At 70.4% G+C, this 23,848-nt stretch carries 18 protein-coding genes; 1 reads left to right on the forward strand and 17 read right to left on the reverse strand.

Translation table 11 applies throughout. From position 1 onward, the window contains the following. Positions 1-6 precede the first annotated feature (6 nt). From WC326_02170 to fliD, 11 genes are all read right to left on the reverse strand, one after another. Positions 7-1,440 carry a thymidine phosphorylase gene (locus tag WC326_02170; GenBank protein MFA7329856.1) on the reverse strand — a complete coding sequence of 478 codons (1,434 nt, stop codon included), beginning with the start codon at positions 1,438-1,440 and terminating at the stop codon, positions 7-9. A gap of 396 nt (positions 1,441-1,836) precedes the next feature. Continuing rightward, entirely contained in the window at positions 1,837-2,490 is a 654-nt protein-coding gene (gene deoC / locus WC326_02175; protein MFA7329857.1) for a deoxyribose-phosphate aldolase, read from the reverse strand. 244 nt (positions 2,491-2,734) lie between these two features. After that, the gene (locus WC326_02180; protein MFA7329858.1) at positions 2,735-3,007 is read right to left on the reverse strand and encodes a EutN/CcmL family microcompartment protein; all 273 of its coding nucleotides are present in this window, start codon (positions 3,005-3,007) and stop codon (positions 2,735-2,737) included. 41 nt (positions 3,008-3,048) lie between these two features. Further along, positions 3,049-4,404, reverse strand: coding sequence for a phosphoglucosamine mutase (gene glmM, locus WC326_02185; protein MFA7329859.1), 1,356 nt, complete (start codon positions 4,402-4,404; stop codon positions 3,049-3,051). Further along, a complete protein-coding gene (locus tag WC326_02190; protein ID MFA7329860.1) occupies positions 4,401-4,697 on the reverse strand; it encodes a DUF1844 domain-containing protein in 297 nt (98 codons plus the stop codon). The genes glmM and WC326_02190 overlap by 4 nt, the downstream gene beginning before the upstream one ends. Positions 4,698-4,705: 8 nt before the next feature. After that, positions 4,706-5,536, reverse strand: coding sequence for a hypothetical protein (locus WC326_02195; protein MFA7329861.1), 831 nt, complete (start codon positions 5,534-5,536; stop codon positions 4,706-4,708). Then, on the reverse strand, positions 5,533-6,096 hold the full coding sequence (locus WC326_02200) for a bifunctional nuclease family protein (GenBank protein MFA7329862.1): 564 nt from the start codon (positions 6,094-6,096) through the stop codon (positions 5,533-5,535). Before WC326_02200 ends, WC326_02195 begins: the two co-directional genes overlap by 4 nt. 562 nt (positions 6,097-6,658) lie before the next feature. Further along, positions 6,659-7,150: a flagellar biosynthesis anti-sigma factor FlgM gene (locus WC326_02205; GenBank protein MFA7329863.1), complete on the reverse strand. Its 492-nt coding sequence runs from the start codon at positions 7,148-7,150 to the stop codon at positions 6,659-6,661. A gap of 46 nt (positions 7,151-7,196) precedes the next feature. Further along, complete coding sequence (locus tag WC326_02210; GenBank protein ID MFA7329864.1) at positions 7,197-7,385, reverse strand: hypothetical protein; 189 nt, start codon at positions 7,383-7,385, stop codon at positions 7,197-7,199. Between the two features lie 3 nt (positions 7,386-7,388). Continuing rightward, positions 7,389-7,808, reverse strand: coding sequence for a flagellar export chaperone FliS (gene fliS, locus WC326_02215; protein ID MFA7329865.1), 420 nt, complete (start codon positions 7,806-7,808; stop codon positions 7,389-7,391). Positions 7,809-7,827: 19 nt separating this feature from the next. Continuing rightward, entirely contained in the window at positions 7,828-9,492 is a 1,665-nt protein-coding gene (gene fliD, locus WC326_02220; GenBank protein ID MFA7329866.1) for a flagellar filament capping protein FliD, read from the reverse strand. A gap of 474 nt (positions 9,493-9,966) precedes the next feature. Here fliD and ppc point away from each other — a divergent pair, with 474 nt between their 5' ends. Beyond that, positions 9,967-12,699 carry a phosphoenolpyruvate carboxylase gene (ppc, locus tag WC326_02225; protein ID MFA7329867.1) on the forward strand — a complete coding sequence of 911 codons (2,733 nt, stop codon included), beginning with the start codon at positions 9,967-9,969 and terminating at the stop codon, positions 12,697-12,699. A gap of 177 nt (positions 12,700-12,876) precedes the next feature. On the opposite strand, the gene WC326_02230 is transcribed toward ppc, so the two are convergent. The 6 genes from WC326_02230 to WC326_02255 form a co-directional block, all read right to left on the reverse strand. Beyond that, entirely contained in the window at positions 12,877-14,652 is a 1,776-nt protein-coding gene (locus WC326_02230; GenBank protein ID MFA7329868.1) for a hypothetical protein, read from the reverse strand. Between the two features lie 231 nt (positions 14,653-14,883). Further along, positions 14,884-18,798, reverse strand: coding sequence for a PAS domain S-box protein (locus WC326_02235; protein ID MFA7329869.1), 3,915 nt, complete (start codon positions 18,796-18,798; stop codon positions 14,884-14,886). Beyond that, positions 18,798-19,250, reverse strand: coding sequence for a response regulator (locus tag WC326_02240; GenBank protein MFA7329870.1), 453 nt, complete (start codon positions 19,248-19,250; stop codon positions 18,798-18,800). Before WC326_02240 ends, WC326_02235 begins: the two co-directional genes overlap by 1 nt. Further along, positions 19,247-22,621: a PAS domain S-box protein gene (locus WC326_02245; GenBank protein ID MFA7329871.1), complete on the reverse strand. Its 3,375-nt coding sequence runs from the start codon at positions 22,619-22,621 to the stop codon at positions 19,247-19,249. Before WC326_02245 ends, WC326_02240 begins: the two co-directional genes overlap by 4 nt. An 18-nt stretch (positions 22,622-22,639) precedes the next feature. Continuing rightward, entirely contained in the window at positions 22,640-23,677 is a 1,038-nt protein-coding gene (gene add / locus WC326_02250; GenBank protein ID MFA7329872.1) for an adenosine deaminase, read from the reverse strand. Continuing rightward, positions 23,674-23,805 (reverse strand): hypothetical protein, encoded by a 132-nt coding sequence (locus WC326_02255; protein MFA7329873.1) that lies wholly within the window; start codon positions 23,803-23,805, stop codon positions 23,674-23,676. The genes add and WC326_02255 overlap by 4 nt, the downstream gene beginning before the upstream one ends. Between the last annotated feature and the right edge of the window lie 43 nt (positions 23,806-23,848).

Genomic DNA, 23,848 nt, shown 5'->3' on the forward strand with positions numbered 1-23,848 from the left:
GGCTCCTCAACCCAGGCGGGACGGCGAGAGGGGATGCTCGTGCAGCCCCAGCCCCTCGGCCCGGATCAGCTCCTGCCACTGGGCGGCGCTGAAGGGCAGGCCCTGGGTGGCGCTCACCCGGCTGCTCCAGCCCAGGCCCCGGGCGTCGGTGTGGATGGGCGCCGGGCGCTCCGGCCGGGTCTCCGCCAGTACGAAAGCGGCGCGCGTGCGCTCCAGCAGGGCCTCCAGATCGATGCCCGGGCCGGCGTAGATGTCACACAGAGCCTGGCCCGCCCGGACGGATTCGCCCGTCTGGACATGCAGGGTCAGGCCGGCGAAGTGGTCGATGCCGTCTTCCTTGCGGGCGCGGCCGGCCCCCAGCTGGATGCCCACCAGCCCCAGCTCGCGGGACTGGATGTCCGCCACCCAGCCCGCCCGCGCGGCCGTGATCGTGCGGCCCTGGGCCGGACGGGGAGCGTGGTGCGGGGCCAGGAACCATTCGCGCGAACCGCCCTGGGCCTCGATCATCCGCAGGTAGCACTCCCGCGCGCTGCCGTCGGCCAGGGCGGCCTTGAGCCGGCGCAGGGCCCCAACGGGCGCCAGACCTGGTTCGAGCAGCACCAGGGCCGCCGTGCCCAGGGCCAGGGTCAGTTCCACGAGGTCCGGGCTGCCGAAGCCCTGCAGGCACTCGTCGGATTCCAGCAGCTCGTTCCAGTTGCCGATCTGCCGGCCAAGAGGCGCGTTCATGTCGCTGAGCACGGCGCCCACGGGCAGGCCGCCGCGCGTGCAGGTGGCCACCAGCCGGCGGGCCAGCTCCTCGGCCTGGTCCTGCTGCTGGAAAATGGCGCCGTGGCCATGCTTGACGTCCAGCACCAGCGCGTCCACGCCCTCGGCCAGTTTCTTGGAAAGGATGGACGAGCAGATCAGCGGGGCGGACTCCACCGTGGCCGTGACGTCGCGCAGGGCGTAGAAGAGCCGGTCCGCGGGGACGAGGTTCTCCGTCTGGCCCACCAGCGCATGGCCGGCGGCCTGCAGCACGCGGCTCATTTCCGCCTGGTCCAGCCGCGTCTTCAGCCCGGGCAGGCTCTCCAGCTTGTCCAGCGTCCCGCCGGTGTGGCCCAGGCCCCGGCCCGTGATGCTCGGCACCAAGAGGCCCACGGCCGCCAGCAGCGGCGCCAGGATGAAGGTGATTTTGTCGCCCACGCCGCCCGTCGAGTGCTTGTCCACCTTGCGGCCCGGCAGCGCGCTGAAGTCCAGCACTTCGCCCGACGTGCGCATGGCCTGGGTGAGGATCCAGGTCTCCTCCGGGTTCATGTCGCGGAAGTAGATGGCCATGAACCAACTGGAGAGCTGGGCCTCCATCACGCGCCCGTCCAGCGCGCCCGCCACCATGAAGCGAATCTCCTCGGCCGTGTTGGCCTCGCCCCGCTGCTTCTTTTGGATGATCTCGTAGGGAGTCATGGCTTCCTTGTTCCAATTGCATCGTCGGGACCGGTCGGCACAGCTGAGATGCCAGCGCCGACCGGACGTTCGGGTGATCGGGTGAAACCGAACATTGCTCCGCCCGCTCAGGTGAAGCCGAAGGCTGAACCACCTGTTTGGCTCACGATACGACTCGGGTCGGCCGTCTGTCCGACGGCGGCCGGGAGGCCGCCTAGTTACGGCCGCCCAAAAGGGGCTTTCTTTGGCTCCACCTTTCTTTGGACCCGGCCAAAGAAAGGTGGAAAAACAAACGGCGCGTCACGCGCCGCCTGATGACTGGACGTTCAGGCCCCCATCCCCCGCCGCTGCGCGGCGCCTTCCCCCGCTGGGGCGCGGGGGAAGGGATGAAGGCTTCGCCTTCCTGGGTGAACGAACTCAGTAGCCGCCGCCAGCGGTTGGCTTGCCGCCCACGATGGCCACGCTGGCGCTGGCGCCCAGCCGGTCGGCGCCGGACTCGATGAGCTGCACGGCGTCGTTCAAGGTGCGCACGCCGCCGGAGGCCTTGACCCCCATGCCCGCGCCCACCACGCGGCGCATCAGGGCCACGTGCTCGGCCGTCGCGCCGCCCGAGCTGAAGCCCGTGGAGGTCTTGACGAAATCCGCGCCCGCCGCCCGGCAGGCCAGGCAGGCTTTGACGATCTGCTCGTCCGTCAGCAGGCAGGTCTCGAGGATCACCTTGGAGAGGACGCGCTTGCCCGCGGCCTCCACCACGCCGCGCACGTCATCCTCCACCTGGCGCCACTCGCCGTCCTTGGCCAGGCCCACGTTGAGCACCATGTCCACTTCCTGGGCGCCGTCGCGCACGGCCTGGCGCGTCTCGGAGGCCTTGGCCCGGCTGGTGGTGGCCCCCAGCGGGAAGCCGATCACCGTGCAGACCTTGACCGTGGAGCCCTCGAGCAGGCGCGCGCAGAGCGGCACCCAGCAGGGGTTGACGCAGACGCTGGCGAAGCGGTTCTCGCGGGCCTCGCGGCAGAGGCGCTCCACGTCCGCGCGCTGGGCGTCGGGCTTGAGCAGGGTGTGGTCGATCATCCGCGCGATCTCGCCGCGCACCCGGTCCAGCAGACCCAGCGTGCAGCTGACGCGGTCGGCGCCGCAGGCCATGGCGCGGTCCGGATTGTAGGCCGCGGGGGCGGCAGGCGGGTGGTGCGTCCCGTGTCCGCTCACGGCGCGCGGCGCTTCCTCCACCGGATTCCGGCCCGGCCGGCCGCCGCGCTCCTCGCGCTGGGCCAGCACTTCCTTGACGATGCGGTCCACGAGATCGCCGTTCACGGCCTCATCCTTCCACGTGAAAACCGTCCACCACACCCAGGATCAGGGCCTGGACGGGGATCCGGTCGTTCTTCAGCACCAGGCGGGCGCAGCCGCCCTCCTTGTTCACCAGCACCGTGTCGCCGAGGCCGGCGCTCACCGTGTCGATGGCGATGCTCTCGCCACCCCGGGGCCGCCCCTCGAGGTCCAGGGCACGCACCAGCAGCAGCTTGTAGCCCTTGAACTCGGGCTGCTTCTCCGTGCTGACGACTTCGCCCGTGACCACCGCGATTTGCACCGGCTCGACTCCTTTCAACCGGACACGAAGCGCAATCCGGCCTAGCCCCGCAGCGAGGCGCTCAACCGCTCCACCAGGCCGCGGGCCGCCGCCGGGCTGACTGCCTCGGCGAACACGCGCAGGATGGGCTCCGTGTTGGAGGCGCGCACCTGCACCCAGGCCGGGCCGCCGTCCTGCTCCAGCAGGAACTTGAGGCCGTCGGTCTCGTCCAGCGTGGCGCCGGGCAGGGCGTCGCGCACGCGCTCCAAGGCGCGGACGGGGTCCATCTCCCCCAGCTCGATCTTCTCCTTGAGCATGGCGTAGACGGGCAGCTCGTCCCGCAGCTCGCGCAGGCTCCGGCCGCTCTCCAGCAGGTACTGGAGCAGCAGGGCGATGCCCACGGGCGCGTCGCGGCCCAGGTGGAGGTCCCTCAGGATCACGCCGCCGTTGCCTTCGCCGCCGATGGCCGAGCCCAGTTCGCGCATGCGCACGCTGACGTTGATCTCCCCCACCCGCGTGCGGTGCAGGTCCACGCCGGCCTCGCGGGCCACGTCGTCCAGCAGTTGGCTGGAGGAGACGTTGGCCACCAGCGGCGAGGGCTGGTGCCCCAGCACGTGGCGGGCCACCAGGGCCAGGGTGAGTTCCTCCCCCAGCGGCACGCCGGCGGCGTCCACCAGGGCCAGGCGGTCGGCGTCCGGATCCAGCGCGAAACCCACGTCGAAGGAGCCGCCGCGCATGGTCTCGCAGAGGGCGGCGAGATTCTCGGGGGTGGGCTCGGGCCCGCGGCTGAACAGCCCCGTGTCCTCCACGCCCAGCTTGACCACCTCGCAGCCCAGCTCCTGCAGCAGGTGGGGGACCATGGTCCGGCCCGCGCCGTTGACGCAGTCCACGGCCACGCGGAAGCCGCGCTTGCGCAGGGCGGGCACGTCCAGCAGGCCCAGGGCCTTGATGCGCCGCACGTGCGCCTCGGGGGCCTGGGGCAGGCACTCCACGCCGCCCAGCTTGTCCCAGCGGACCAGGGCCGGGCCGCGCTCGGCCAGGGCCAGGTGCTGGCGGCTCTGTTCCGGGTCCAGGAAGAGTCCGTCGTGGTGGAAGAACTTGAGAGCGTTCCACTCCACCGGATTGTGGCTGGCCGTGATGCAGATGCCGCCGGCGGCGCCCAGCTCCTCCACGAGTACGGCCACCGTGGGCGTGGGCACGACACCCACGTCCAGCACGCGGCAGCCGGCCCCGCAGAGGCCGGCGATCACGGCGTGGCGCATGAGCGGCCCGCTGGGGCGTGTGTCACGGCCCAGCACCACCGGGCCGCCGCCGCAGTACTCGCCGAACGCGGCGGCATAGCGGGCCACCAGTTCGGGGCTCAGGCCCTCGCCCACCACGCCGCGGATCCCGGAGATGGAGATCATCAGGCGGCTCATGCGCCGGCCCCGGAATCGGCGGGGGCGGCCGGAGCCTCGCCCGGCTTGCGGCTCTCGTCCACGAAGTTCAGGCGCAGGTCCGTCAGGGTGTGGTTCAGCAGGCGGGCCAGCTCCTCGGGCAGCCGGTCCTTGAGCTTGACCTCCAGGGCCTCCAGCAGGTCGATGCAGTAGGAGGCCTCCTGCAGGTCCCGGCGCATGCCTTCCCCCGGCCGGGCCAGCTTGCCCAGCGCCATCATGGCCACCTGCTGGTACTGCAGCACCAGGGTGAAGATCAGCTGATCGTGCTTGTCCATGCGTTCCTTTAGGCTTGGATCGGAGTCACCGCCAGTTCCGCCGTGGCGGACCCGACGCGCCAGCGCAGACTCAGGCCCAGCGGGTGCAGCAGGTCCACCATCAGCGGATGGCGCACTAGGCCCAGGGCCTCGTCCTGCAGGTTCAGGTTGGGCTCGGAGAGCCGCAGCTGCGGCCAGCCGTCCAGCAGGTCAAGGCGGAGTGGATACATGCCCTCGCCGGGCACCAACAGCAGGATGGCCTCGAGCATGCGGTCCAGCAGCCAGCTGGCGTCCCGGAAGGACAGCGGGCAGGCGACGTCGGCGGCCACCTCCAGCTCCAGCTGGCAGCGGTGTTTGAGCACGGAATCCGCCCGGAAGAAGCGCAGCTCCTCGCTGATCACCAGTTCCCAGGTCAGTGGCGCGCCGCGTTCGTACTCCTGCAGGCGGCGGTAGCGGTCCCCCAGATAGCGGATCTGGTTGGCCAACTCCTCCGTCTGGCGGTCCAGGCGCTCCAGCTCGGGCAGGTCCGAGTTGCGGAACATCATCAGCTGGATCATGCCCGAGAGCGCGTTGAGCGGGTTGTTGAGGTTGTGGACGATGCCGCCCGTGTAGCGGCCGAAGCTCTGGTACTGCTCGGCCCGCCGGCGTTCCTCGCCCTTCAGGCCGGGCAGGAGCAGCCGCCCCTGTTCGGTCTGCAACTCCCAGGCCCCCTCCAACACGGCGGCGGGCACCCCGCCGGCAACCTCCACCAGTTGGCGGGCCAGGCGGTTCTGCGGCTGCGGGCCGGCGCCGTTCTCCAGGAAGATCGGCACGGGCAGGTGCTCCATCAGCTGCTGGGACAGGGCGGGGGCGGTACTCATGGGCGCGGTTCCTCCTCGTCTTCCGGCTGGACAAGGCGCCGGTAGTAGCGGATCTGATCCCGCAGGCGGGCGGCCGCCTCGAAATCCTCCCGCACAACGGCCTCCTCCAGTTCCCCCTCCAACTGCAGGATCCGCTCCTCCAGGGGCACCATCTGCGGGTAGCCTTCCTGGCCGGCGGCATCCATCACTTCCTGCTTCACCCAGACGGGCAGACCCAGGCGCAGAGCCAGGGGAATGGCGTCCGAGGGGCGGGCATCCAGGCGCAGGATCTGGCCGTCGGGACGCTCCAGCAGGATGTCGGCGTAGAACGTGCTCTCGTGCAGGCGGCTGATCTGCACGGTGCGCACGTGGCCATCCAGGGCCCGCAGCATGCCGGCGACCAGGTCGAAGGTCATGGGGCGCTGCAGCTGGGCGCCCCGGAGGTTGATGGCGATGGACTGGGCTTCGCCGGGACCGATGAAGATGGGCAGCCAGCGCTCGGAGTCCTTCTGCCGAAGGATCACCACGTAGCCACCCTGACTGGGACTGAAGGTCACCTCGCTGACGGTGACTTCGATCACGGGACACCTCCTCGACTAGCAACCTGTCGGGCTTGGCCACTTCGCGGTCTTCATCGCCCAGTCCGGCCCGGATTTTTCGGAGCTTTCTTGCCCATACCGCCTGTATGCGCTGCGAAATCTCCAAAAAACCGGTCTCGACCTGGACGCGAATCCCGTCGAAGGCCCCAGCCCGACAGGCTGCTGGTGAAAAGGTAGTGATCGACCCGCCCCGAGCCAACTGGGGAGCGCGGGGAGACGGGCGCCGCGGCTTTGGGAAGCCCGACCCCGACCCGGGGCATGTGTATCCTGAAAATAAAGAGGGCCGCCCTGCGGCGGCCCAGCCTCCCGTACTCACCACCCACGACCGAAATCGTGCATGGCTTTGCTATTGGGATTTGACCTGCACGCAGGTCCAGGCAGATATCCTGATGGCGGTCAGAGACCGCCGCTGTCCTCGCGATGTTCGTTTCAGGTCTGGGCACTCGGCGTTTGGAAGCCGGAACGGGCGAACGATAACAGATGAACGGCTAAGAGACAAACGAAATTCCCGGGAAATGCAGACGAGCCGAACAATGCGGCAGGATCAGGCCTCGTCCTGGGGTTTGATTTGATATATGTCCATCAATCGATCAGCAACGAAGCTCATCACATCATTGTCAGTATAGAATCCCGAGTGGATCTTGGTCTCCACTTCACGCATCAGTTCGTCCCGATAGGGAGCGGCCGGGACGGTCCCGTTGCCGGTTGCAGCCGTCTCGCCCAGCGAGCTGTCTTCCATCATGCGGTCGCTGATCTGGGCCACGATCTCCTCCCGGTCATAAAATCCAGCCGCCACCCGCTGCCGCGCGAGGGCCACACGCTCCTCCCGGATCTCGGGCAGCTGGGCGGCCTGGGTCTGCAGGCTGCTGCGCAGGCGGGAGAGTTCCAGCCCGCTGCTGCTGATCTCCAGCCGATCCTCCTGGGCCGCCGCACCGCCCGCCTGCTCCAGCTGGCGCGTGGTCTGGTAGCGCGTCTCGATGGCCGCCCGGCGCAGGGCCTGGCCGACCTGTGACAAGGAACCGGATTGGATTTCCATCTGCACCTCCCCACTGGGGACCGTCCGCCTGGGGGCGGGGCCGGTCTCAACCATAGATATCAAGAAGTCGACCCTTGCTCAACTCCCGCGGGGCGCGGGGCGCCTCATCAGCTTCGGGAGCCGCGGAATTCTCCTCCGCCGGCACGGGTCGTTCGGCGCCCTGCACGTGCCGCTGGGCGATCTCCTGCTGGTAGGCCTTCAGCAGCAGGGCCTGGCCCGCCTGTTCCGTGCGCATGGACTAGACCCTCACGCTGGCGCGCACGCCGTCCACGGGGTTCTCGCCCTCCTGGCGCTGGATCACCTGGGACCAGGTGGCCCGCAGGTCCTCCAGGATGCGCCCCACCACCTCCAGGTGCTCGGCGTCGTTGCTCAGGTTGGCCTCGCGCATGCGGTGCAGCATGAAGTCGTAGAGCCGGTCCAGGCTGCGGGCGATGTCCTGGCCGCGATTCATGTCCAGCGAGGACCTAAGCTCACCCACCGCGCGGATGGCGCGGTCCATCTGGACCCCCTTGGCCGGAAACTCGCCCAGGCGCATCAGGCGCTGGCAGTCCCGCACGCTGCCGATGGCGGCGTCATAGACCATCAGCAGCAGGCGGCCGCGGTCGGCCGTGCGCACCTGGGTCTCGTTGTACTGGCGGAGGCGCAGATCCTGGCTCATGCCGGGTCCTTTCGCTGGATCAGCTGGAGCTGTTGTTGTTGAACAGACTGGACAGGGCGCTGGACTGGTTCTGCAGACTGGAGATGGTGCTCTCCATGCTCAGGTACTGGGATTCCAGCATCTGGCGCGTGATCACCAGCCGGTCCTCCATGTCCGCGATGGCGTCGTCGAGGTTCTTCACCGAGTCCTCGAAGCGCGTGGTCTGGTACTGCACCAGGCCGTTGGTGCTGTCGGTCAGCCGGGTGAGGCTGCGGGTCAGCGCCGCGCCGATGCCGTGAGACAGGCTGATGCTGGCGCTGCGCGTGCCGGCTCCGCTGCCGGGATCGCGGAAGAGGATCCGCAGGCCGGCCCAGTCGCTGTCCTCAGCGGCGGTGATCAGGTTGCCGTTCACCGTGGCCGCCGCGCCGCCCAGGGTGGCGGAGAGCAGGCTGCCGTCGGTGTCCCAGGTGGCGTTCACCTCCACCTCCCCGGCCGGCACCAGCGCCGTGCGGGTGAAGAAGGAGAGGGTGGGATCGCTGGTGCGGCTGGTGAAGGTGAAGAGCGTGCCCACATCCTCCGGATGCGCCTCCAGGGCCGCCTGCAGCTTCTCGCTGTCCACGCTGAGCAGGCCGCCCGTGCCGGTCTTGATGCCCACCTGGGCCAGGGTCTGATAGGCATTGGCCGCGCTGATGCCCACGATGGGCCGCGTGACCGAGTTGCTCAGCTCGCGCTCCAGCTGGTTGACGCCGCCGTCCCCCAGCAGCACGCCCATGGTCTGGCCCTCGGAATCGTAGCTCGTGTAGCTGTTGATCTGCCCGACGATGGCGTTGTAGGCGCTGACGAAGGACTGGATGCCGGCCACCACGGCGCTGTCGTCGCGACTCACGGTGACTTGCAGCTCCTCGCCGCCCGTGTCGGTCTTGAGGGTCAGGGTGACGCCGTCGATGACGTCCTCCACCACGTTGTCGGCGGACTCCAGCCAACCGCTGACCGGATAGCCGTCCACGCGGAACTGGGCGTTCTGGGCGGCGCGGTTCTCGGCCAGGGCCGTGCTGTCGAAGGTGGTGCCGTCCCCCAGGGTGGTGAGCGCGTCGTCGATCACCAGCTGGGCGTCGGCGCCCGTGTCCTCCCCGGTGAGCACCAGGTGCCAGGCCGTGGCGCTGCCGGACCCGTCGTTGAGCAGCGTGGCCCGCACGCCCGGATTGCTGGCGTCCTGGTTGATCAGGTCGCGCAGGTCCTGCAGGGTGGCGCCGTCGGGCACGTTCAGGGCGACGTCCACCTGATCGTCCCCCGTGCCGTAGCTGTAGGCGAAGACCTGATCGGCGCCGCTGGAGTTGAGCGCCGTGGTGTTGGCGTCGGCCCAGCCCTGGTGCACCAGCCGGGCGGTGCCGGCCAGCCGCTCCACCAGGATGGAGTAGTTGCCGGGCTGGGCGCTGGAATCGGCGCTGGCCGAGACCTGGGCCGAGTCGCTGCTGGTGGTCGAGTATTTCAGGAAGGAGTTGGCCTCTTCCAGGCTGTCCATCGAGGTCTTGAGCGAGAGCAGGCGCGTGTTGAGGTTGCGCCAGGCGTTGAGCTTGTTCTGCTGCTCCGTCTGCCGCCTCTCCAGCAGGGTGACCTTGCGCTGCTCGACTTCCATCAGCGCGTCCACCGTGGCCTGCCAGTCGATGCCGGAGGCCACGCCGCTGATGGTGGTGGTGGAAGCCATCCTTCCGCTCCTTTCTCCTCTCCCGCCGGATCCCGGGTACGGGCGGCAGGCCTTGCCGGGTTCCCGACCCGGCGGCTGCATTTTTGCCCGCTTTGACCGCCGGAGTCCGGCAAATTCCGAAGTGAGCAAGTCCCATGACAGTTTTGGTCCCCCCACCGCGGACGGGGGCTCCGGGCGGAGTTCGGGCCCGCCGGGAGTGCCTCCCCTGGAGTGTCGGCAGCTTTCCACAAATCTGGAGCGGGCGGGCGCCAGAGTGCGGGAAATCGCCCGGCCCCACGGCGTTCCCGGCCCGGGCAGCGGGCCGCCGCAGCCCGTCCCCCCCGGGACCCGCCGGCCGGCGCCGGCGCGCCCAACCCTGAACTGTGGAAGTTCCGGAATCCCGCCCGGGCGCCCGGCCGCGTCGCAACGCCCTTGATCAAAGCTGGACCTTTTTTGTACGTTATGGACCGAAGGGACAAGCCACGGGAGCCCGGCATGAGCAAAGCACCGCCCACCCCCCAGCAGCAGGCCGCCGACCAGGCTCTGCGCGACGACGTCCGCCTGCTTGGGGATTTGCTGGGCCAGGTCCTCTCCGATCTGGGTGGACCGCCCCTGCTGGACCGGGTGGAAGAGGCGCGCCGGCTGGCCCGGGACCGGCGCGGGGGCATGCCCGGCGCGGAGGCGGAACTGGGACGGCAGCTGGCCGGCCTGAGTCCCGCCGCGGCGCGCGAGCTCACCCGGGCCTTCTCATCCTTCTTCGCGCTGGCCAATCTGGCCGAGCAGGTGCACCGGATCCGGCGGCGGCGCGAACAGTCCCGGGACGAGCGCGCGCCCCAGCCAGGCAGCCTGGCCGCCGTGCTGCGCGAGCTGGCGGGCCAGGGCCTGGGGCTGGCCCAGGTGCGCGAGACCCTCTCCCAGCTGGAAGTGATGCCGGTCTTCACGGCGCACCCCACCCGGGCCATGCGGCGCACGCTGCTGGTCAAGAGCCAGCGCATGGCGCGCTCCCTGCTCATCCGCCTGGACCAGGGCGACCCCACCCCGCGCGAGGCCGCCCGCACCCGCGCCGAGCTGCGCCGGCAAATCGAGCTGGCCTGGCAGACCGAGGAGCAGCCCACCGCCCGGCCCACGGTGGCCGACGAGGTCGAGTACGTGCTGTTCCACCTGATCGAGGTGGTCTACCAGATCCTGCCGGGCTTCTACGAATCCCTGGCCCAGGCCCTGGAGGACGCCTACGGACCCGGCGCCGGCCAGGACCTGCCCTGTCCGCTGATCCGCTTCGGCAGCTGGGTGGGCGGCGACATGGACGGCAATCCCAACGTGGGTCCGGCGACCATCCGCGCCACGCTGGAGCGCCAGCGCCGGCTGATCCTCGAACGCTACCGGACGGATCTGGGGGAACTCTGCGAGGAGTTCAGCCAGAGCCAGCAGCGCGTGCGGGTGGCCCCGGCCGTGCTGGAGCGCGTGGCCGCCTACCGCGATCTGCTGCCCGAGCGCGCCGCGCGCCTGCCCCGGCGCAGCGCGGACATGCCCTACCGCCTGCTCCTCAACCTGATGCAGGCCCGCGTGGAGGCGGCGCTGGCCGACGGGCCGGGCGCCTACGCCCAGGCCGCCGACCTGCTGGACGACCTGGCCCTGATCCGCACCAGCCTGCTCGCGCCGGGCGGCGGCCGGGGCGGCCTGCCGCTGCTGCAGGCCCTCGAGCGCCGCGTCCTCACCTTCGGCTTCCACCTGGCCACGCTGGACGTGCGGCAGGATTCCGAACTGCACCGCCGGGTGGCCGGCCTCCTGCTCGGGGACGAGTCCTTCGCCGGGCGCCGGCCGGAGGAGCGCGCCGCCGCCCTGCGTCTGGCGCTGCAGCAACCCGCGCCGGCCGCGCAGCCGGAGCCCGCGGACGAGGAGTGCCGGCGCAGCCTGGACGTGCTGCGCACGCTGGCCGAGATGCGCCGGCGCCACGGGCGGCAGGCCCTGGGACCCTACATCATCTCCATGGCCCAGGGCGCCGACGACCTGCTGGCCCTGCTCTATCTGGCCCGGCGGGCCGGCCTGCAGGACGAACAAGGCGCCGTGGAGCTGGACATCGCGCCGCTCTTCGAAACCGTCGACGACCTGCAGCAGGCCAGCGCCACCCTGGCCTCCATGCTCGAGGACGAGGTCTACCGGGCCCACCTGGCCACGCGGGGCCAACGCCAGCTGGTGATGCTGGGCTATAGCGACTCGAGCAAGATCTCGGGGATCGCGGCCTCGCGCTGGGCGCTCTACCAGGTGCAGGAGGAACTGGCCCGCCAGGCCGACGAGGCCGGCGTGGAACTCTCCTTCTTCCACGGCCGCGGCGGCACCGTGGGACGCGGCGGCAGCAAACCCCGCAGCGCCATCCTGGCGGACCCCTGCGGCGCGCTGCGCGGGCGGCTGCGGCTGACGGAGCAAGGCGAGATCGTCCACGCCAAGTACGGCCTGCGCGGGATCGCCGAGCGCACGCTGGAGCTGCTGACGGGCGCCGTGCTGGAGACCACCACGCTCTGCAGCCCGCGCTCCCACCCGGAACCCGGTTGGGCCCGGGCCATGGAACTCATCGCCGCCAGCGGCCGGGCGGACTACCAGATGCTGGTGCACGACCACCCGGCCTTCCACGACTACTTCCGGCTGGCCACGCCCATCGACGTGATCGAACGGCTGGAGATCGGCTCACGGCCCGCCTCCCGGCGCAGCGGCCGCGGCGTGGAGAACCTGCGCGCCATTCCCTGGGTCTTCGCCTGGACCCAAAACCGCCACCTGCTGCCCGCCTGGTTCGGGATCGGGCACGGCCTGGAGGCGGCGGCGCGCGCGCACGGCGAGTCCCAGCTGGCGGAGATGGCCGCGCGCTGGCCCTTCTTCGCCAACCTGCTGGCGGACCTCTCCATGGTGCTGGCCAAGGCCGACCTGGAGATCGCCGCCCGCTACGCCGAACTGGCCGGCTCCGCCGGGCTGGAGGTCTTCCCGATCATCCGCCAGCGCTGGCTGGAGACCCGCACCTGGGTGCTGAAACTGCGGGGCGAGGACGAATTGCTGGACCGGGAGCCGGCCCTGCAGCGCAGCATCCGGCTGCGCAATCCCTACGTGGATCCCATGAGCCTGCTGCAGGTGGATCTGTTAGCGCGTTGGCGGGCAGGCAACCGCGAGGACGCGGAGCTGGAGCGGGCGCTGTTCGAGACCGTGCGCGGCATCTCCCAGGGCTTGCAGAACACCGGTTGATGCGCTCGGCAAAAGGCAAGATCGGACACGAAGAGCAGGAAGGACGGAGAAGGACACGAAGAACTTTTTGGCAGGAAGTCACTGCGTGACGTGACCCGTTCCGGCCTGATCATCCTAAAAACTCTTCGTGCTCTCTTCTTCTCTTCGTGCTCTTCGTGGTGAGATTGAGAGCCCCAGCTAGCAGTCGGCGAGGGCCGGGGCCAGCAGGGCCTCCAGGCGCGCGCGCTGGGCGGCCACCACGGGCGGGATGGAGGCCAGGTTCTCCCCCGGATAGGCCGCACCGGCGGCCAGGGTCAGCAGGCCGCTCATCTCGCGCTCGAGGTTCTGGGTCATCTCCTCCAACCGCCGGCGGCAGGACTCGCTGCCGTCGTCCGCGGCCCGCAGTCGTTCCAGCTGATCCACGTTGAGCACCAGTTCCGCCGCCAGGTGGTGCGGACGCTCCGCGGGCGTGAGACAAATCCGCCCGTGGATGTGGTCCACCATCTCCTCCAGGCTGTACTCGCGGTTGAACCAGGCCAGGTTGGGACCCGGGCAGACCGCCACGGGCAGCGGCTCCTGGTCGGGATCCAGCTCCATCAGGGCCCCGTTGCCCAGGTGGTCGCAGATGCAGGCCTTGTCCAGCACGGCCCGGCGGCCGCCCACATCTCCCACGTCCAGCAGCTCCAGCTTGCGGCGCTGCCAGGCCGCGGAGGCCGTGCAGAGCGGGCGCGGGCCGAACTCCACGCTGGAGACCAGGTAGCCCTTGGGGCAGTTGGAGCCCGGCTTCTGGTTCTCCTCGCGCGCCCGGCTCCAGGTCTCGGAGCTGGAGCGGCGCAGGTTGTGGAAGGGCACGCCCAGGGGCGAGGCGTCGGAGAGGTAGAGGTCGTCCGGGCCGGCCTCGGCCAGCAGGCGGCGCGTGTCCGGATCCAGCCGGGTCACTTCGGGCACCAGCAGGAAGGGGCTGGCCCAGCCCGTGGCGTCCACCTGGTACTCGGCGTGCAGGCGGGCGGCCTCGCCGTGGACGCCCAGCCCGCCCTGGACCGTGAGCCGGCTGCGGCAGGCCTCGTCGGGCAGGTCGGCGCCCAGCCCGGCGGAGCGCAGGCAGGACTCCACCAGCGGCCGCAGCTCGGCGCGCAGCTGCTCGCGGCGTTCGCGGAACTCGGCCAGCAGGCCGTTCAGCAGGCGGCCGCCGGAGCCGAAGGCGTGGCCGCCGCAGTTCAGGCCCGATTCCACCCGGTATTCGAAGACCTCCAGGCCCAGCCCGGCCAGCAGCTTGCCCTGGGCCAGGGCCGAGCGGAAGTCGCTCACCTTGACGATGATCCGTTTGCGCGCGCGGCCCTCGGCGTCGCGGTAGAAGTCCCGGAACTGGGCCATGTACTTGTAGAGTCGCTTGTTGAGGCCGGCGGAAACCACCACGGCGGCTTCCAGGCGGCTGTTGGCGAAGCCGCGCAGGGCGGCCAGCGCATCCCCCTGCTCCGGCGGGCCGGGCCGGCCCTCAACGTCCACGGGCACGCGGTCCAGCTTGGCCATGATGTTCACGTCGATGGAGCCCGGCTTCATGCCCCGGGTGAGCTCCTGCTGGCGCTCCTCGCAGCCCGGCTGGCCGCGGCGGGCCAGCAGGGTCTCCCAGTTGCGGCGCAGGGCGGAGCCGTCCGGCAGCAGGCGGAAGTAGCGCTCCTTCTGGTTGGGCTGGAAGAAGGGCTGGTGGCGGATCTCGTCGAAGGCCTCCTGCACCAGCTCGTGCAGCAGGTCCAGATAGGCCGTGATCCGGCGGGCGCGGCTGTCCTCGGCCTTGCGCGGAATGCCCTCGAAAGGCCGCTGGAAGCGCAGGCAGAGGGCCTCGCGCATCTGCTCGATCAGCACGTCGTCCACCAGCGAGAGGCAGGAATCGATCCCCAGCGGCGCCACGCGCAGGGGAGTATCAATGGTGAATCCCGTTCCCATCACGGGAATGTGAAAGCTCTGCTCCGTCACGGATCCGCCTTTCCGGGAGCCAGGACTCCCTGAGCGCGGCCCGCCAAAGGCATGCAGGGGGGCGGCCGCGGTGTGGATGTTAGCGGGCTTAATGTCGTGATGTGAAGCCCGCGGGCCAAGCCGCGGTGGCGGCAAGACGGGAATTTATCTCCGTATCCCGCACGGATCATGTACTCGCCCAGGGGCCCGCCTCCCCGTGGGAACGGACGCGGCGGGACAATTGGCCGGGCCTCAGGCCGCGTCCAGGGTCTCGCGCACCTTCTGGAGCAGGCCGGCCATGTCGAAAGGCTTCTGGATGAACTGCCCGCCCAGTTCCAGGATGCCGTGGCGCGCGATGGATTCCTCGGTGTAGCCGGACATGAAGATCACGCGCGGGGCATTGGGCAGCCCGCGCAGCCGCTCGGCCAGCTCGCGCCCGCCCATCACGGGCATGATCACGTCGGTGAGCACCAGCTGGATGGGCGTGGTCCCGCCCAGCACGCGCAGCGCCTGTTCGCCGTCGCCGGCCTCCAGCACCTGGTAGCCGTGGCCCTTCAGGATGCGCACGGCCAGGCGGCGGACCATCTCCTCATCCTCCACCACCAGCACGGTCTCGCTGCCGCGCAGGCGCGTGCCCACCGCGGGCTCCACCACCCGACGCCCCGCCTGGCCCGCCGCGGCGGGCAGGTGGATCTGGAACACGGTGCCCCGGCCGGCTTCGCTCTCCACCCAGATGTAGCCGCCGATCTGCTTGACGATGCCGTAGACCGTGGCCAGGCCCAGCCCCGTGCCCTTGCCCTTCTCCTTGGTGGTGAAGAAGGGTTCGAAGACCCGGGCCAGCACGTCGGCCGGCATGCCCTGGCCCGTGTCGGAGACTTCCAGCAGGCAGTAGCGGCCGGGGGGCATGGGCCGGTGGGCCAGGCAGTAGGCCTCGTCGGCTTGGAACTGCGCCGTGCGGATGCTCAGGCTGCCCCCGTCGGGCATGGCGTCGCGGGAGTTCACCGCCAGGTTCACCACCACCTGCTCCAACTGGCCCACGTCGCCCAGCACGGCGGGCAGCTCGGCCTCCAGCTGGATGTGCAGGCGGATGTCCTCGCCGATCAGGCGCTGGAGCATGCGGTTCATGTCGCTGACGATGACGTTCAGGGCCACGGGCTCCAGCTGCAGCACCTGGCGCCGGCTGAAGGCCAGCAGCTGCCGGGTGAGCCGCGCGGCCCGCTCGCCGGCGGCGGCCACTTGTTCCAGCTGCTCCAGCACGGGGTCGCCGCTCAGGAACTGGCTGCGCAGCAGGTCCACGTGGCCATTGATCACGGTGAGCAGATTGTTGAAGTCGTGGGCCACGCCGCCGGCCAGCCGGCCGATGGACTCCATTTTCTGGGCCTGGAAGAACTGCTGCTGCAGGGCCTTGTACTGGGTGATGTCGAACAGGTAGCCCTGCATGCGCCGCAGCTGGCCCTCCTCGTCGAAGGTGCCCAGCACGTTCATGATCACGTGGATGGGTTCGCCGGCCAGGTTGCGCAGCTCGGCCTCTTCGTATTCCAGCCGCTGTTCGCTCTTCAGCCGCTCCAGCAGGTCGTGGCGGACCTGGGCATCCGGGTAGAGCACGGTGACGTTGGTGTCCAGGGCCTGCTCGCGCGATTCGAAGCCGAACAGCCGCAGGTAGGCCGGATTGCAGTCCAGCAGGCCGCCGTCCGCCGTGGAGATGTAGTCCGCCGTGAGATCGTTCTCGAAGAAGCGCCGGTAGTGGGCCTCGCTCTGGCGCAGGGCCTCCTCGGCCCGTTTGCGTTCGCTGATGTCCTCGGTCAGCACCACGATGCGATCCACCGCGCCCGTCTCGTCGGGGATGGCGTAGAAGTGCTGGGCCACCCACTCCGCCGAGCCCGGCCGCCGGCCCAGGGTGCGGGCTTCGGGGATGGCCAGCCGCCCGCCCTCGCGGTAGACGCGGCGGATCTCGGGCCACCAGCCCTGGTTGTAGTCGTCGCGCTCGTCCAGTTCCAGTTGCGGGCGCACGCGCCGCATGTCCGACTGGATTTCCGCGTCGGGAATGGCCCAGATGCGCTGCCAGGCGCTGTTGTGGCTGAGCAGGCGTCCGTCGCGGTCCCGCACGCTGATGCCGAGCGGCGAGGATTCGAGCACGGCCCGCATGAACTGCTCGTTGGCGCGCAGCGCGCGCTCGGCCTCCAGGCGGTCCGTGATGTCCAGCACGGCGGAGGTGACCCCCGCCTCCACATGCTCGTGGTCGATGGGCGTCGAGCTGAGCAGCACGCGGATCAGGCGGCCGTCCTTGCGCCGCCAGTTGGTCTCCACCACGCCTGTGCCCACCGCCTTCATCTGGCGGTAGATGGCGCGGCCCGTCTCCTCCCAGGTCCGCTCGTCCGGGTAGAGCAGCCGGGCCGGCTGGTCCAGCAGCTCCTCGCGCGAGTAGCCCGTGATCCGGCAGAGGGACTCGTTGAGTTCGTTGATCCGCCGCTCGCGGGTCAGCCCGATGCCGACGGGCGCCACGCGGAAGATGCTCACCAGCCGCTCCTCGCTGCGGCGCAGCGCCTCGGCGGCCGCGCGGTGGGCCTCCTCGGACTCCAGCGCCTGGGCCAGCAGGGCCAGGACCTGCTGGTCCTCCGGACCCGGGCTTCGTCGTTCGGTCCACACCACGCAGAGGGAGCCCACCACCTCGCCCGTCGGCGAGTTGACCGGGTAGCCAAGTCCGCTGTGGAAGCGGAAGCGCCGGATGTTGGGGTCGCACTCCGCGTAAGGAGTCTCCTGCAGGTTTTCGACGTAGCGGGGTTCGCTCCACTGGATCACGCCGGAGCAAAAGGGCGTGCCCAGCTCCAGCCCGTCCTCGTACTCCGCCGGGACCTGCCAGCGGCCCAGGGCCTTCACTCGGCCGCTCTCCACGCGGTTGTAGAGGACCGTGCCGCCCGGCAGCAGCCGGCCCGCCAGTCCGGTGATGTCCTGCACGTTCTCGAGGTAGTCGCCGCCCCGGGCGGCCAGCACGGCGGAGATGTCCGCCAGTTTGGCCCGGCCCGCGCGCAGCTCCTGTTCGGCCTGCTTGCGCTCCGTCACGTCCCGGGCCACGGCCAGCAGAACCTCGCGCCCGAACCAGAGGCCCCGGGTCAGGCTGAGTTCCATGGGGAAGGTGGCGCCGTCCGCCCGCTTGCCCGTGGTCTCCAGGCACACGAGTTCGCCGGACAGCACGCGCGCGATCTGTCGGCCCAGCGCCGCGCGGTCCACCAGGCCCTCCGGGAAGAGAAAGTCCGGCCGGGCGCCGAGGAAGCGCTCCTGCGGGTGACCGAACAGCTCGGCCGCGGCGCGGTTCACGTGCAGGAGCGTGCCGCCGCCGTCCACCACGCCCACCACCTCGCTCAGCCCGTTCAGGATGCCCTCGTAGGTGGCGCGGGACTGGGCCAGCTCCTGCTCCGTGCGCAGGCGTTCGGTGACGTCCCGGGCGGCGGCGAAGATCAGCCCGTCCTCCAGGCTGGCGCTCAGTTCCAGCCAGCGCAGGCCCTGCCGGGTCTGCAGCGGCAGGATCTGTCCCTTCACGTTTTCGCCGTCCAGGACCCGCTGCAGGCTGGTTCGCATCAGTTCATGCTGCTCGGGCGGCACGAACTCGAAGGCGCTGCGCCCCTCCAGCTCGGCCAGCGGCTGGTCCATCAGCACTTCCCACTGGGGGTTCAGGCGCCGGATCCGCCCCTGGGAATCGTAGATGCCGAGCAGCTCGCCCGAGCGCTCGAAATAGCGCCGCAGCTCGTCGGTGCGTTCCCGCAGGGCCTCTTCCGCCTCCCGGCGCGCCACGCGCTGCCGCCGCTGCTCCACGGCCTCGCGCACGGCGAAGGGCAGGCGGGTGAGATGCTCCTTGAGGATGTAGTCGGTGGCGCCCGCCTTCAGGCAGGCCACGGCCGTGGCCTCGTTGATGGACCCTGTGAACAGGATGACCGGACGTTCCGCGTCCTGCGCCAGGGAGAGGCCCAGCGCCTCCATGCCCGTGAAGGCGGGCATGGAGTAGTCGGTGATCACCAGCTCCGGCTGGAAGTCCGCCAGTTCGCGCCGGAACTCGTCCCGCGTCTCCACGTGGCGGTGCTCGAATTGCAAGCCCTCGTGACGCAACTCGCGCAGGGCCAGTTCCACGTCGTGAAGCTTGTCCTCGGCGATGAGGATTCGCAGCAGGGACATCAACCCTCCCGACCTTCATCCGGCGCCTGGTTGAGCAGGAGCCAATACAAACCCACCTGGCGGACCGACTCCATGAACTGCTCGAAGTCCACGGGCTTCACGATGTAGCTGTTGACGCCCAGCCGGTAGCTCTCCAGCAGGTCGCGCTCCTCGCGCGAGCTGGTGAGCATCACCACGGGCACGGTGCGCAGGTGGGCGTCGGCCTTGATGGCCCGCAGCACTTCCAGTCCGTCCACCTTGGGAAGCTTGAGGTCGAGCAGGATCAGGCGCGGGCGGACCCGCTCGGCCGCGGCGAAGGGGCCCCGGCCGAACAGGAAGTCCAGGGCCTGCGCGCCGTCCGGCAGCACGCGAACCTCGTTGGCGATGTTGTGCTTGCGCAGGGCGCGCAGGGTCAACTCGGCGTCGCGCGGATCATCCTCCACCAGCAGGATCTCCAGGTTCTGCGTGCTCATGACTCCTCCCCGTGTTCCGGCAGCCGGAAGTGGAAGCAGGCGCCGCCCGCCGGCTCGCCCTCGGCCTGCACCTGGCCGCCGTGCCGGCGCACGATGCGCTGCACCAGGGCCAGACCCACTCCCGATCCCTCGTACTCGTGGGCGGCGTGCAGACGCTGGAACACGCCGAACAGCTTGTGGCCGTACGCGGGATCGAAGCCCGCGCCCTGATCGCGCACGCTGTAACGGCAAACGCCGTCCTGCACGTCGCCCGTCACTTCCACGCGCTTCACGGCGGCGTGACGGCTGAATTTCACGGCGTTGCCCAGCAGATTGAGCCAGACCTGGCGCAGCAGGCCGCGGTCACCCCAGACCGGGGGCAGGCCGCCCAGCTCCAGCGCGCAGCCGCCGTCGGCCTCGTGGGCGCTGATCTCCGGGTAAACCTCGCGCACCAGGGCCTCCATGTCCACCCACTCCCGCCGCAGTTCGACGCGCGAGACCCTCGAGAGGGAGAGCAGGTCGAAGATGAGCCGGTCCATCTGCCGGGTGGAATCGCGGATCACGCCCAGCAGGCGCCGGGCCTCAGCGTCCAGGGCATCCGCGTGGTCCTCCTCCAGCATGCGCGAGAAGCCGTCCACGGCCCGCAGCGGCGAGCGCAGGTCGTGGCTGACGGAATAGGTGAAGGCCTCCAGTTCCTCGTTGGCCGCCTGGAGCTGCGCGGTGCGCTCCACCACCCGGCGCTCCAACTCGCTGGAGTGCCGCGCCACCTCCGCCTGCAGGCGGTGCTGATGCAGGGCCACGGCCAGCTGGCAGGCCAGCTCCAGCCCGATCTCGCGCTCCCGGGCGCTGAACTCCGCGCCGCAGGGCCGGCAGAGGTTGAGCGAACCCAGCAGCCCGCCCCCGCAGACCAGCGGCAGGTGCAGGAACTCGCCAAGCCCCACGTTCACCAGTTCGCCGTGGATGCCCGCCAGATCCGTGCGCAGGTCCTCCACGCTCTGGCGCACGATCTGGCTGCGCCGCAGCAGGTCCAGGTCCTGTTCGCGCAGCCGGAAGCGCGTGCCCGGTCCGCGCAGGTCCGGGCCGTCGCCCGCCACGCAGATGATCTCGCCCTGGCCCTGGTCGTCGAACAGGGCCAGCGAAATCCGCGGGCAGGGCACCAGCCGCAGCAGGCCGTTCAGCACCAGGCTCTCGATCTCCGCCGGCGCGCGGGCCTCCAGCACGGCGGAATCGATGGCGTGGACCAGTTCCAGGCGCCGCGAGCTGGTCCGCAGCTCGTCCAGCATGCGCAGCGTCTCGCTCTGGTCCTGCATCAGCAGGGCGAACTGGCCGCGCCGCGGCGCATAGGCGATGAACTGGTAGTGCCGGCCGGTCTCCGGGCTGTAGCGCTCAAAGGCGTCCGGGATCTCCGAGAGAGCCACGGCCCCGAAGCGCCGGATCCACTCCTCCTCCACCTGGGGCAGGACCTCGCGCACGCGGCGGCCGATCAGCTCCGTCGCCCGCAGACCGGTCATCTGCTCGTAGGCCGGGTTCACTTCCAGGAAGACGTAGTCGGAGGGCCGGCCGGCGGCGTCCGTCAACACCTCGTGCAGGGCGAAGCCCGAAGTCAGGGAACGGAAGAGCGTCCGGTAGCGGGACTCGCTCTCCAGCAGGTCGGCCTCCGCCGCCTTGCGCTGGCTGATGTCGCGCACCACCGCCAGGATCCGCGACTGATCGCCCAGCAGGACGTAGCGCAGGTTCACCTCCGCCCAGAAGACGTGGCCCCCGGCTGTGCGCGAACGCCACTCGAAGAGCTGCGGACCCTCTTCCCGGGCCTTGCGCAGCCACTCGCCGGCTTCGCGCACTGTGTAACCCTCCTCGCCGCAGCTGAAGCGGTCGAAGTCCCCTGCCAGGACGTCCTCCTCGCGGACGCCGTAGAGGTCGAGGGTGCGCCGGTTCACCTGGAGGATCCGGCCGGTCTCCGCATCGTGGATGAAGACCGCGTCGTGCATGGAGTCGAAGATCTCGCGGAAGCGCTGCTCGCTCTCCTCCAGCCGGCGCCGGTCGCGCAGGCGCTCCGTCACGTCCAGGGCCAGCACCAACTCGGCGCGGTGCAGGGCGAAGTCCAGGGTGTGCGAGGTGATCTCCACTTGGATCTCCTCGCCGCTCTTCTTCAGGTGGCGCCAGATGCCGGCCTCGTCGCGGCCGGCGTGGCCGCGGGCCAGGTTGTCCAGCAGGGCGGGCAGGTCCTCGGGGGGCCGGATGTCGGAGATGCGCATCCGCAGGAACTCGGCGCGGCTCCAGCCGTAGGAGGCCACGGCCGCGTCGTTGACCGCCAGAAAGGCCAGGCTCTCCTGGTCGAAGACCCACATGGGAAGCGGATTGGCGTCGAAGAGCAGGCGGTAGCGCTCCTCGCTCTCGCGCAGGGCCGCCTCGGCCTGGCGGCGGATGGTCACGTCCTGCACCACGACCACGAAGCGGCGGGGCGGGCCGCCGGGCTCGGGCAGCGCCGAGACCGTCAGGTCCACCCAGACCAGGCCGCCGCCCTGGCGACGCAGGCGCTGCTCCAGCCGGTGCTCGCGCCGCTCGCCCTTGAGCAGGGCCGCCAAGCCCTCGCGGTTGGCGGCCTGGCTCTCGGGGTGCTGGATCTCCAGTGGATTGACCAGCTCGAGCTCCTTGCGCGAGTAGCCGACGATCTCGCAGAAGCGCTGGTTGGCGCGCTCGATGCGGTGCTCGGTCCAGTCGAAGAGCAGCACGCCTACGGCGGCCTGCTCGAAGAGGGCGCGGAAGCGCTCCTCGCTGACCTGCAGGGCCTCCTCCGCCGCGCGACGCTCGCTGATATCGTGGACCAGGGCCAGCACCACGCGCTGGCCGCGCAGGTCCGCCCCGCGCAGTTTCACGTCCGCCCAGAACAGGCTGCCGTTCTTGCGCCGCGCCTGCCACTGGAAGAGCTGGGGCTGGCCCTGGGCCGCCTGCTGGATGCGGGCCAGGGCTTCGGACTCCGTCCAGAGGCCCTGATTGGAACTCAGGTCGCCCAGATTCAGCGACTCCATCTCCGCGGGCGTGTAGCCGAACAGGGCCTCGACGGTGGAGTTGGCCTGCAGGATGCGCCCCGTCCGCGGATCGTGCAGGAAGATGGCGTCGCCCACCCCGTCGAAGATGGCGCGCAGGCGGTCCTCGGACTCCCGACTGAGTTGCAGCAGGGTCTGCTGCTCCTGGAAGGCGCGCCGGGCCAGGCTCACCACCAGCAGGGCGGTGACCCCCACGTAGAACCAGCCTTTCCAGGTCTGCAGGGCCGAGTAGCGGACGGGGTCCGGCACCAGGATCCCCAGCACGTGGTCGCTGAGCAGGATCCAGGCCACGCCGAAGCCCGCGTAGGTGCCGGCGATCTTCCAGGCTCGTTGCGATGGAGACATGCGCACTCCGTCGTTGATTCAGGCGCCCGTCGCTACCAGTTCAGCCAGGCGCGCCGCCCAGCGCGCCGCCAGTTCCCGGCGCCCGTCCGCGGGCAGCCAGCAGGAGTCCAGGGCCCGCCGCAGAAACTCCAGCACCTCGGCGCGCGTGGCCCCCAGACCGAGCAGGGCCTCGAATTCGCCGGCCAGCGAGGTGTGGAACAGGGCGGGATCGTCCGTGTTCAGCGAGACCCTGAGCCCGCGCCGCAGCCAGTTCAGCGCCGGATGCGCCGCCAGCGAAGCCACCACGCCGGTGCGCAGATTGGAAAGCGGGCAGAGTTCCAGGGCCACGCCCCGCCGCAGCAACTCGTCCACCAGGGCGGGATCCTCCGCCGCCCGGGTGGCGTGGCCGATGCGCTCCACGCGCAACACCTCCAGCGCCCCGCGCACGCTGGCCGGCCCGGCGGCCTCGCCGGCGTGGCACGAGGTGTGCAGGTCCAGCCGGCGGGCCCGCTCGAACACCGCCGCGAACAACTCCGGCGGGAACTCCGCCTCGCTGCCGCCCAGCCCGATCCCGATCACGCCCAGCTCGCGACACTCGGCCACCTGCTCCAGGCTGCGGGCGGCACGCTCCGGGCCGCCGTCCCGCACCAGGTCGGGAATCAGCGCCACGGGAAGTTCGGGAACCCGATCCAGCCCGCGGCGCAGGGCGGCCAGGATCTGCTGGGGCGTCAAGCCGGTGCGGGCGAAGTCAGGCGGCGAGCAGAAGGCCTCCACGTAGAGGTGGCCCTGGGCCCGGAGATCCCGGGCCACGGCCTCGGCGCTGAAAGTGAAGTCCTCGGCCTCGCGCAGGAAGCGGTTCTTCCAGACCCAGGTTTCGATGAAGTGGGGAAAGTCGCGGTAGACGAAGCGCCGGCGCAGGGCCGCGCGGTCGGGGACGGCCGGGTCGCCGCCGTACTTCTCGATCAAGGCCCAGAGCGCGTCCAGCGGGATGGCGCCCTCCAGATGCACGTGCAATTCGACCTTGGGCAGGGCCGCGCACCACTGGGCGTCGCTGAGGGGATGGGTGGCGGTGCTCAAGAGATGGGCCCCACGCGCAGGGTCAGTCCGGCGGGCCGGGCGAGGTCCCCGCCCTGGTCGGAGTCATCCAGTGCCGTGCAGCCCAGCGGCCCGCACAGGCCCAGTGGTAGTGGGAACAGCCGTGACAAGCCGACCTCCGAGGTCTCCGGGGGGGGAGAACTGCCTCCGGGG

The organism is Candidatus Delongbacteria bacterium, from assembly GCA_041675285.1.
Classification (GTDB): Bacteria; CAIWAD01; CAIWAD01; order CAIWAD01; family CAIWAD01; genus CAIWAD01.

What these genes read in the sequence shown, in the direction of transcription:
- deoC (MFA7329857.1), bottom strand. Translation starts at nt 2,490, where the DNA reads ATGATCGACCACACCCTGCTCAAGCCCGACGCCCAGCGCGCGGACGTG.
- fliD (MFA7329866.1), bottom strand. Translation starts at nt 9,492, where the DNA reads ATGGCTTCCACCACCACCATCAGCGGCGTGGCCTCCGGCATCGACTGG.
- WC326_02170 (MFA7329856.1), bottom strand. Translation starts at nt 1,440, where the DNA reads ATGACTCCCTACGAGATCATCCAAAAGAAGCAGCGGGGCGAGGCCAAC.
- ppc (MFA7329867.1), top strand. Translation starts at nt 9,967, where the DNA reads ATGAGCAAAGCACCGCCCACCCCCCAGCAGCAGGCCGCCGACCAGGCT.
- glmM (MFA7329859.1), bottom strand. Translation starts at nt 4,404, where the DNA reads ATGAGCCGCCTGATGATCTCCATCTCCGGGATCCGCGGCGTGGTGGGC.
- WC326_02240 (MFA7329870.1), bottom strand. Translation starts at nt 19,250, where the DNA reads ATGAGCACGCAGAACCTGGAGATCCTGCTGGTGGAGGATGATCCGCGC.
- WC326_02190 (MFA7329860.1), bottom strand. Translation starts at nt 4,697, where the DNA reads ATGGACAAGCACGATCAGCTGATCTTCACCCTGGTGCTGCAGTACCAG.
- WC326_02210 (MFA7329864.1), bottom strand. Translation starts at nt 7,385, where the DNA reads ATGCGCACGGAACAGGCGGGCCAGGCCCTGCTGCTGAAGGCCTACCAG.
- fliS (MFA7329865.1), bottom strand. Translation starts at nt 7,808, where the DNA reads ATGAGCCAGGATCTGCGCCTCCGCCAGTACAACGAGACCCAGGTGCGC.
- WC326_02195 (MFA7329861.1), bottom strand. Translation starts at nt 5,536, where the DNA reads ATGAGTACCGCCCCCGCCCTGTCCCAGCAGCTGATGGAGCACCTGCCC.
- WC326_02245 (MFA7329871.1), bottom strand. Translation starts at nt 22,621, where the DNA reads ATGTCTCCATCGCAACGAGCCTGGAAGATCGCCGGCACCTACGCGGGC.
- WC326_02205 (MFA7329863.1), bottom strand. Translation starts at nt 7,150, where the DNA reads ATGGAAATCCAATCCGGTTCCTTGTCACAGGTCGGCCAGGCCCTGCGC.
- WC326_02235 (MFA7329869.1), bottom strand. Translation starts at nt 18,798, where the DNA reads ATGTCCCTGCTGCGAATCCTCATCGCCGAGGACAAGCTTCACGACGTG.